This is a genomic window from Mycobacterium sp., from assembly GCF_052145595.1.
Lineage (GTDB): Bacteria > Actinomycetota > Actinomycetes > Mycobacteriales > Mycobacteriaceae > Mycobacterium.
The window spans coordinates 1-8,269 of record NZ_JBKQOI010000227.1 but is presented as its reverse complement, the minus strand read 5'-3'; the positions used below and the strand labels follow the sequence as shown (position 1 = coordinate 8,269).

At 62.2% G+C, this 8,269-nt stretch carries 8 protein-coding genes and 2 pseudogenes; 7 read left to right on the top strand and 3 right to left on the bottom strand.

Annotation, left to right across the window (positions count from 1 at the left end):
• The 5 genes from ACLP4W_RS20350 to ACLP4W_RS20330 form a co-directional block, all read left to right on the top strand.
• Positions 1-546 (top strand): WS/DGAT domain-containing protein (locus ACLP4W_RS20350; protein ID WP_442389020.1); only part of this gene is annotated, 546 nt, incomplete at its 5' end.
• 42 nt (positions 547-588) lie between these two features.
• Positions 589-1,455 (top strand): polyphosphate kinase 2, encoded by an 867-nt coding sequence (gene ppk2, locus ACLP4W_RS20345; protein WP_442389018.1) that lies wholly within the window; start codon positions 589-591, stop codon positions 1,453-1,455.
• A 368-nt stretch (positions 1,456-1,823) separates the two neighbouring features.
• Positions 1,824-2,348 (top strand): DUF6912 family protein, encoded by a 525-nt coding sequence (locus tag ACLP4W_RS20340; RefSeq protein WP_442389016.1) that lies wholly within the window; start codon positions 1,824-1,826, stop codon positions 2,346-2,348.
• A gap of 177 nt (positions 2,349-2,525) precedes the next feature.
• Positions 2,526-3,677 carry a ferredoxin reductase gene (locus ACLP4W_RS20335; protein ID WP_442389015.1) on the top strand — a complete coding sequence of 384 codons (1,152 nt, stop codon included), beginning with the start codon at positions 2,526-2,528 and terminating at the stop codon, positions 3,675-3,677.
• 93 nt (positions 3,678-3,770) lie between these two features.
• Positions 3,771-5,066: a fatty acid desaturase family protein gene (locus ACLP4W_RS20330; RefSeq protein ID WP_442389013.1), complete on the top strand. Its 1,296-nt coding sequence runs from the start codon at positions 3,771-3,773 to the stop codon at positions 5,064-5,066.
• Here ACLP4W_RS20330 and ACLP4W_RS20325 read toward each other — a convergent pair.
• Entirely contained in the window at positions 5,063-5,569 is a 507-nt protein-coding gene (locus ACLP4W_RS20325; RefSeq protein ID WP_442389011.1) for a DUF302 domain-containing protein, read from the bottom strand. The two genes, ACLP4W_RS20330 and ACLP4W_RS20325, sit on opposite strands and share 4 nt — an antisense overlap.
• 262 nt (positions 5,570-5,831) lie before the next feature.
• On the opposite strand from ACLP4W_RS20325, the gene ACLP4W_RS20320 reads away from it, so the two are divergent.
• Complete coding sequence (locus ACLP4W_RS20320; RefSeq protein WP_442389009.1) at positions 5,832-6,212, top strand: nuclear transport factor 2 family protein; 381 nt, start codon at positions 5,832-5,834, stop codon at positions 6,210-6,212.
• A 43-nt stretch (positions 6,213-6,255) separates the two neighbouring features.
• On the opposite strand, the gene ACLP4W_RS20315 is transcribed toward ACLP4W_RS20320, so the two are convergent.
• Positions 6,256-7,272 (bottom strand): hypothetical protein, encoded by a 1,017-nt coding sequence (locus tag ACLP4W_RS20315; protein WP_442389007.1) that lies wholly within the window; start codon positions 7,270-7,272, stop codon positions 6,256-6,258.
• Between the two features lie 112 nt (positions 7,273-7,384).
• Positions 7,385-7,703: pseudogene (locus ACLP4W_RS20310) on the bottom strand (PhoU domain-containing protein); the annotation flags it as partial.
• Positions 7,704-7,855: 152 nt separating this feature from the next.
• Here ACLP4W_RS20310 and ACLP4W_RS20305 point away from each other — a divergent pair.
• Positions 7,856-8,153 (top strand): annotated as a pseudogene (locus ACLP4W_RS20305) (DUF3349 domain-containing protein).
• The last annotated feature ends 116 nt before the right edge of the window (positions 8,154-8,269 follow it).

Sequence of the window (8,269 nt, the reverse complement as noted above, 5' to 3'; positions counted from 1 at the left end):
CCGACGGCGACGGTGCGGGCGATGGCGCCGCTCTCGGTCTATGCCGACGGCCAACACGACTCAACCGGCCCCGGCCAGACGATGAGTCAGGTCACGCCGTTCCTGGTCGATCTGCCCGTAGGCGAGGCGAATCCGGTGGTGCGGCTGTCGCAGATCGCTCACGCCACCGAATCGAACCCAACGGCCGCAAGCCTGGTCGACGCCAGAACTATCGTCACGTTGTCGGGATTTGCGCCGCCCACCCTGCACGCCATGGGTATCCGGGTCGCCACCAGCTTTCCGAGCTTCTCCAAGCGGACGTTCAACCTGTTGATCACCAACGCCCCAGGGGCTCAGTCGCAGATGTATATCGCCGGTACCAAGCTGCTGGAGACCTACGGTGTACCACCGCTGCTGCACAACCAGGCGTTGGCCATCAGTGTGACGTCGTATAACGGCATGCTGTATTTCGGAATCAATGCCGACCGCGAAGCGATGAGTGACGTCGACCTGCTGCCGGGCTTGTTGAGTCAATCGCTGGAGGAACTTCTGGAAGCGTCCCGGTAGTAACCGGGTGAAAATTGCTGTCTGGATCTATCATTCGTTGGTGTGAGTAACGCGACAAACGACGGTACGTCGGCGAACCCGAAGAAAAAGAAATCAACTACGCGGGCCCCGCGCAAAATTTCCGATGCTGTCTACGAAGCCGGATTATTCAGACTGCAATCAGAATTCGTGAAGCTGCAAGAGTGGGTGCGGTATTCCGGGGCGCGACTGGTGGTCATCTTCGAAGGCCGCGACGGAGCGGGCAAGGGCGGTGCCATCAAACGGATCACCGAATACCTCAACCCGCGGGTCGTCCGCATTGCGGCGCTGCCTGCGCCGAGCGACCGGGAACGCGGCCAGTGGTATTACCAGCGCTTCATCGCGCACCTACCCGCTAAGGGAGAGATCGTGCTCTTCGACCGGTCGTGGTACAACCGCGCCGGCGTCGAGAAGGTCATGGGATTCTGTACGCCGCAGGAATATACGCTGTTTTTGCGGCAGACGCCGATCTTCGAACACATGCTCATCGACGACGGGCTTCTGCTGCGCAAATATTGGTTCTCCGTCTCCGAGGAGGAACAGTTGCGGCGGTTCAGGGCGCGGCGCAGCGACCCGGTCCGGCAATGGAAACTCAGCGGAATGGACCTGGAATCGGTGTTTCGGTGGGAGGAGTATTCGCGCGCCAAGGACGAGATGATGGTGCATACTGACGTACCGGCCAGTCCGTGGTATGTAGTGGAATCCGATAACAAGAAGCACTCACGGTTGAACATGATGGCCCATCTGCTGTCCTCGATCGAGTACCACGAGGTGAAGCAGCCCAGCGTCAGACTGCCGAAACACCCGATAGTGAGTAATAACTACATACGGCCGCCGCGTGAGCTGTCGACATACGTCGATGACTACGCGTCCACCTTGATCGGAGATTGAGTGGCGATCGCAAGCGCGGCGGGGCCGGGCGCGGCGGGTCGCCACCGGTTGGGGTCCGTGGCGATCGCAAGCGCGGCGGGGCCGGGCGCAGCGGGTCGCCACCGGTTGGGGTCCGTGGCGATCGCAAGCGCGGCGGGGCCGGGCGCGGCGGGTCGCCACCATCGGGCCGTGGCGATCGCAAGCGCGGCGGAGTCGGGCGCAGCGGGTCGCCACCGGTTGGGGTCCGTGGGGATCGCAAGCGCGGCGGAGTCGGGCGCAGCGGGTCGCCACCGGTTGGGGCCCGTGGGGATCACAAGCGCGGCGGAGTCGGGCGCGGCGGGTCGCCACCATCGGGCAGTGGCGATCGCAAGCGCGGCGGAGCCGCTCCTATGACGCACGTTTATATCCCTGCCACTCTCGGGATGCTGCAGCAGCTTGTTGCCGACGGCTCGTTGTGGCCGGTCAACGGCACCGCGTTCGCGGTAACGCCAACGCTGCGCGAGGCATACGCCGAGGGCGATGACGACGAACTGGCTGAGGTGGCGCTGCGCGAGGCGGCGCTGGCGTCACTGCGACTGCTGGCGGCTGAGGCCTTGGACGTAGGTGAACCCGGCGGCGGGGCTGCTCTGCCGCCCCGGCGCGCGGTGCTGGCCGTCGAGGCCGACGACGTCAAGTACCGTCCCGATCTCGACGACGCCGTCGTCAGACTCGGTGCGCCCGTCGCGATCGACCAAGTGATCGCCGCCTACGTCGACAACGCCGGCGCCGAGCAGGCCGTGGCCAAGGCGATTGAGGTTATCGACGCCGCTGACCTGGGCGACGAGGACGCTGACCTGGTTGTCGGCGACGCTTTAGACCATGACCTGGCCTGGTACGCGAATCAGGAGCTGCCATTCTTGCTCGACCTTCTTTAACCCGGGGACGATACGGGCCGCGCAATCGAGCCTGAGCCCTCAAATGTGATGCTACGAACGTTGACGGTACCGTAGGTTACGGTAGCGTAGCTTTTGTGGGAGCCTTAGTCGGAGGGGCGTGGAAACCGCCCCAACGTAAGCGGAAGCCAAACGCCGCATCATGAGCAGGAGCTTCCTATGAGCAAGAAATTCGCATCCATCACTGCCAATGTCGTCGACACCAAGCGTCCCGTTGTCGCGGGTGCCGACAGGCATCCCGGCTGGCATGTGCTGCGCAATATGGCCTCGCGCATCACGACGCCGCTGTTACCCGACGACTATCTGCGTCTGGCGAATCCCCTATGGTCCGCGCGGGAATTGCGGGGCCGCATCCTTGAGGTCCGGCGGGAGACCGAAGATTCCGCGACCCTGGTGATCAAACCGGGCTGGGGTTTCAGCTTCGACTACCAGCCGGGCCAGTACATCGGGATCGGGCTGCTGGTAGACGGCCGCTGGCGCTGGCGGTCGTATTCGCTCACGTCGAGCCCGGCTACGACCACCCGGTCGGGGTCGCCGCGAACCGTGACCATCAGCGTGAAGGCAATGCCCGAAGGGTTCCTATCCACCCACCTGGTGGCCGGCGTCGAGCCAGGGACCATCGTGCGGCTGGCCGCGCCCCAAGGCAATTTCGTACTGCCCGACCCGGCGCCGCCCGCGATCCTGTTCCTCACCGCCGGGTCTGGGATAACACCAGTGATGTCGATGCTGCGAACGTTGGTGCGCCGTAACCAAATTGCCGACATCACGCACCTACATTCGGCGCCCACCGAAGCTGACATGATGTTTCATGAGGAGTTGGCCGCGCTGGCGGCCGACCGGCCGGGTTATCGCGTGCAGGTGCGGGAGACCCGCAAACAGGGTCGGCTCGACCTTGGTTCGCTCGACCAAGAGGTGCCGGACTGGCGCGAACGTCAGACCTGGGCGTGCGGGCCGGAGGGCATGCTCGCCCAGGCCGAGAGGGAATGGTCATCGGCGGGTATCAGTGACCGGCTGCACCTGGAGCGATTCGCAGTATCCAAGGCCGCACCCGCCGGCGCCGGCGGAACGGTCACGTTCGCCCGGAGCGGGCGCGCCGTTGCCGCTGATGCGGCGACGTCGTTGATGGACGCCGGTGAAGGCGCCGGTGTGCAGATGCCCTTCGGCTGCCGGATGGGCATCTGCCAGTCGTGCGTAGTCAGTTTGGTGGAAGGCCACGTCCGTGATCTGCGGACCGGCCAGGAACACGAACCAGGTACCCGGGTTCAGACCTGTATTTCGGCCGCCTCGGGTGATTGCATGCTCGACATCTAAAGGCTACTCACAGGTAACCTACCTATTCGTAGGTTACGATAGCGTAGGTCTGGATTAGTTTATGAACACAACGACCGCAGGGAGATGACGACGGTGGCGATCACAGAGGTCGAGGTATTTGCCCATCTCACGGACGCCGACATCGAAAGCCTGGCCGTTGAGCTGGACGCCATCCGCCAGGACATCGAAGACTCGCGCGGCGCGCAAGACGCTCGCTACATCCGCCGCACCATCGCCGCGCAGCGCGCGCTGGAGGTAACCGGCCGGCTGCTGCTGGCCGCCAGTTCACGGCGTTCGGCTTGGTGGGCGGGCACCGTGACGCTGGGCGTGGCCAAGATCATCGAGAACATGGAGATCGGCCACAACGTCATGCACGGCCAGTGGGACTGGATGAACGACCCGGAGATTCACTCCTCTACGTGGGAGTGGGACATGAGCGGGTCGTCCAAGCATTGGCGATACACCCACAATTTCGTGCACCACAAGTACACCAACATCCTCGGCATGGACGACGACGTCGGCTACGGCATGCTGCGCGTCACCCGCGACCAGCGCTGGAAGAAATACAACCTCTTCAACCTGTTGTGGAACTCCTTGCTGGCCATCGGTTTTGAATGGGGCGTGGGCCTGCAGCACGTGGAAATCGGCAGGATCCTGAAGCACAAGATGAATCAGGACGAAGCGCGGCAAAGGACCGACGAGTTCTTGGCCAAGGCCGGCCGCCAGGTGCTCAAGGACTATGTCGCATTCCCGGCGCTGACCGCGCTGTCGCCCGGTGCCACCTACACGTCGACGTTGAAGGCCAATGCGGTCGCCAATGTGATCCGCAATGTGTGGGCCAATGCCGTCATCTTCTGCGGGCATTTCCCCGACGGCGCAGAGAAATTCACCAAAACCGACATGATCGGCGAAACGAAGGGCCAGTGGTACCTGCGCCAGATGCTGGGCAGCGCCAACTTCGAAGGCGGATGGCTGCTGCGGTTCATGAGCGGCAACCTGTGCCACCAGATCGAACACCACCTGTACCCCGATCTGCCGAGTAACCGGCTGCACAAGATCTCGGTGCGGGTGCGCCAGATCTGTGACAAGTACGACTTGCCTTACACCACCGGGTCATTCCTGATGCAGTACGGCAAGACGTGGCGCACGCTGGCCAAGTTGTCGCTGCCGAACAAGTACCTGCTCAACGACGTTGACGACGCGCCGGAAACTCGCAGCGAGCGGATGTTCGCTGAATTGGGGCCGGCTTTCGCGGGCGCCGATGCAGCGACCGGGCGCCGGCGCGGGCTGAAGACTGCTATCGCCACCGTGCGGGGTTGGCGGCGCAGCAAGCGGGCCAAGAGGCGAACGAAGCAGTCGATCAGGGGCGCGGACGGCCTGGTGGCCTAGGTGCAGGTGACCTTGGTGGCCAGCGCCGCCAGTTTGGCGTCGAGTTCTTGTGCGGCGCTGAGTAATTCGGGATTATGGTCGATGACCATCAACGACGACGGTTTGACATAGGTCAGGCAGCTGCGCCCCTCGCCCTCGTCAACTAGCAGCATCTCGACCGGGGCGAACAACCCTGCGGTCACGTCATGCCGCAGCATCGTAATGGCGATCAGCGGGTTTCCGAGAACGACGCGCAATACCTTGCGGTCGATGCCGGCCTTGGTGATCCAGGCACCATGGTCGAGCAAGGCGAACAACATGAATCCGCTTGGCCCCACATGAGTTTGAACAAGCTGTTGATACGCCTGCCAGCTGTCGGTGGTCGTCGCCAAATCGTTGATGGGGACCGGCCGTTCGCCGATGTCGGCCAGCAATACTGCAACCAGCTCGTCGTAGCTTTTCGGGCTGTCGTAGCGCACTCGCACGCCGTCGAAACGAATTTCATGGGTATTGAAGGTGGGCATACTCGGCCTCCTTAATCGAGCCACTCGACGATGGTGGCGTTGGCCATGCCGCCGCCCTCGCACATCGTGTGCAACCATAATGACCGCCACGCTGTTCCAGGGCGTCGATCGGCGTGGACATGCTGTGTGGTGGGGCGGATGACGCGATGCGCCGGCGCGGTTCGGCCTACATGTGCTGAGGTTATGGTGCGGAATCGACCTACGCGTCGGGGTCCCGCCCAAGGACGGAACTTTGATGCATCCACTGCGAGGAGAGATAGCCATGGGTGATGACGACGTGCGGGCCGCCCTGTTGCGCCACTGGGCGGCCTCTGACGCCAACGACTTTGCAACGGAGCACGAAATCTACCGAACTGATGCAGTTCTCGATTATCCGCAATCGGGCGAGCGCATCCGAGGTCGAGCCAACATTGAGGCGTCGCGGGCCGCCCAGCCGAACACGAAACGCTTCACCGTGCGACGCATGCTTGGTGGCGGCGATCTTTGGATCAGCGAACTTGTCCTGACGTATGACGGGCAACCGTTTTATACCGTCAGCATCATGGAGTTCGAGAAGGGGGAGGTGGTCCGTGAGACGCAGTACTTCAGCGACCCATTCGAGCCAGGGCCGTCTCGGGCTCAATGGGTCGAACGAATGGAATGAGACGTTTGGCGTCAGCTCGCAGCGCTAGGTAAGTGGCTTCCGGTTAGAGGAATGCGCTTACTAAGTAGGTTTGGGTGAGCAGCGTGCTCCATGCCTGGTCGTTGAAGGGGTCGTGAGGCGGCGTGAAGTCGATGCCGCGCTCGGTGAGGTCGTCGTAGAATCTGGATGTCGCTGTTTGGACGTCGAGGTCGTCTTCGTGCTCGTCGTAGGCACGCGCCTCACGTTCGTCGCGGAAGGTGATTGCCCTCCAAAGCAGTGAGATTCGTACCTGGTCATCAGGCAGTGTTCCGGTGACCGAGCTGCCGTCTGTGATTTCCCAGCCTTCGTTGCTGGGCCGAATTTCGGATTGCACGCTGAGCTTGACCTTGTCTTGGAACTGTTGGGCGTCTCCAATCGCGCCGACTTGATGGAACATGAGGTCGTTGTCGCCGAACAGCGCGACGTTTCCGAACGGTCCACGTTCGGCCTCGGATGGATGGTCGATGCCCTGCGGCCAGTATTCGTACTCCCCATCGGTTCCGTCGTAAAACCAGGTCAGTGCGCCCGCGACTCGAACCGCCCATCGTTCGAAGAGGCCCGATACCCCCATCACCATGGGAAACCAGAGCGGAGTCTTCGGGGAGATGCCTCGATAGGTTGGGAGGTCGACGTGGCGATATCCTGCCGCCATCGGACCCATCACGTTCACAACGAGAGCCTGAGGTCGAACGATTCTCGCTCCGAAGAGTTTTCCAGCTCCTTCGATGAAGAGCGGGTCATCAATTAGTGCCCGGATTGAGTCATCAAGAGGGTTGGCGTCGGCTGCCCAAGTCGTTCGGAACCAAGGCTCCAGTGGCGCGAATTTCATCATCTCGCTGTACCCCGCGCCGGCGATCATCATTGGGTAGGGAGCCTGATCCAGAATCGTGCGCCGAACGGCGTCACGGTCGGCGTAGGCGGGCTCGATATGTAACGGCGGGATGGTCACGGGCCCAATTTTTGCTGTCGCCATTGATGTACCTCCACCGCCCATCATCTTTCTTGGTAGCTGAAGACCACCGGAAACGCTAGCAACCGTCAAGCGTCAGGATTGCTTTTGCGACGGCTTTGGTGCGGAGAAATTCGTTGATGCCTGACCGCCAAAACCCGTCGCGCTCTACATGTCGGCCACCGCGGCTGCGACCGCGGCGTGGGCGGCGAGCCATTTTCGCGACGTGGAGTGCCAGTGCCCCCATCCGTTCAGCGTCTGACACGTTCTGTAAGGAACCAACGACGAGCCGCAGGTCGCCCGCGACAGGTGCTTGCAACGCGAGCAAACACTAAGGCAGCTTGCTCTGCGCGCGTTTGCAGGTGGGCAAGCTCGTCATGGTCAGTAATAACCCGTTCGGCTATGGCCAGGTCCGAGTGCAGCAGCGCCTGTGTCGCACGGTCCATCGCCAATCCGGCGAGGCCGCACATTTTGCTGAGCATTTCGGTAAGCGAGTTGAGTTGTCCATGGAACGCCGCGCGCATGACATCACCCAATAGGGCGTGGACCGAGCGCAATGGCACTAGTGAACTGGTCATGAACAAAATCTTGCCGGACAATTGAAGAACTTGCCTTGGGCGGTCCGGGGAACAAATGTTGATCGCAGGACGATTAGTGCTAGGGGGTAATAGTGCCGCTGTCCGGTTTGTTGACGCGGATCGTGGCCTTCCTGCGAGCGGGCTACCCCGAGGGCGTTCCGGCGAATGACTACATTCCCCTTTTGGCGCTACTCCGCCGCCGCCTGTCCGACGACGAGGTCTTAGCCGTTGCTACCGAATTAATGTCCACCGGACACAGTCGAGGGAACTGACGTGCGAGTTGCGATCACCAAGCTGACCGACGACATGCCCTCGCCTGAAGACACCGAGCGTGTGAAGCGTCGGCTCGTTGCGGCCGGCTGGCCGGTGACAGATGCTCTGGGCTTCCTGGGGTAGACGTTAGTGACAACGACGAACTCGGGTGATAAACCACCGACCGACAGCGCCACTGCTGCCAAGGTCATTCCCCTCACCCGACGTTCTGAGCGGGTCCAGGCCCAACTCTTCGCCAA

Excerpts from the sequence above, each read along its gene's own strand:
- ACLP4W_RS20325 (WP_442389011.1), bottom strand. The coding sequence starts at position 5,569 with ATGCCCACCTTCAATACCCATGAAATTCGTTTCGACGGCGTGCGAGTG.
- ACLP4W_RS20340 (WP_442389016.1), top strand. The coding sequence starts at position 1,824 with ATGACGCACGTTTATATCCCTGCCACTCTCGGGATGCTGCAGCAGCTT.
- ACLP4W_RS20320 (WP_442389009.1), top strand. The coding sequence starts at position 5,832 with ATGGGTGATGACGACGTGCGGGCCGCCCTGTTGCGCCACTGGGCGGCC.
- ACLP4W_RS20335 (WP_442389015.1), top strand. The coding sequence starts at position 2,526 with ATGAGCAAGAAATTCGCATCCATCACTGCCAATGTCGTCGACACCAAG.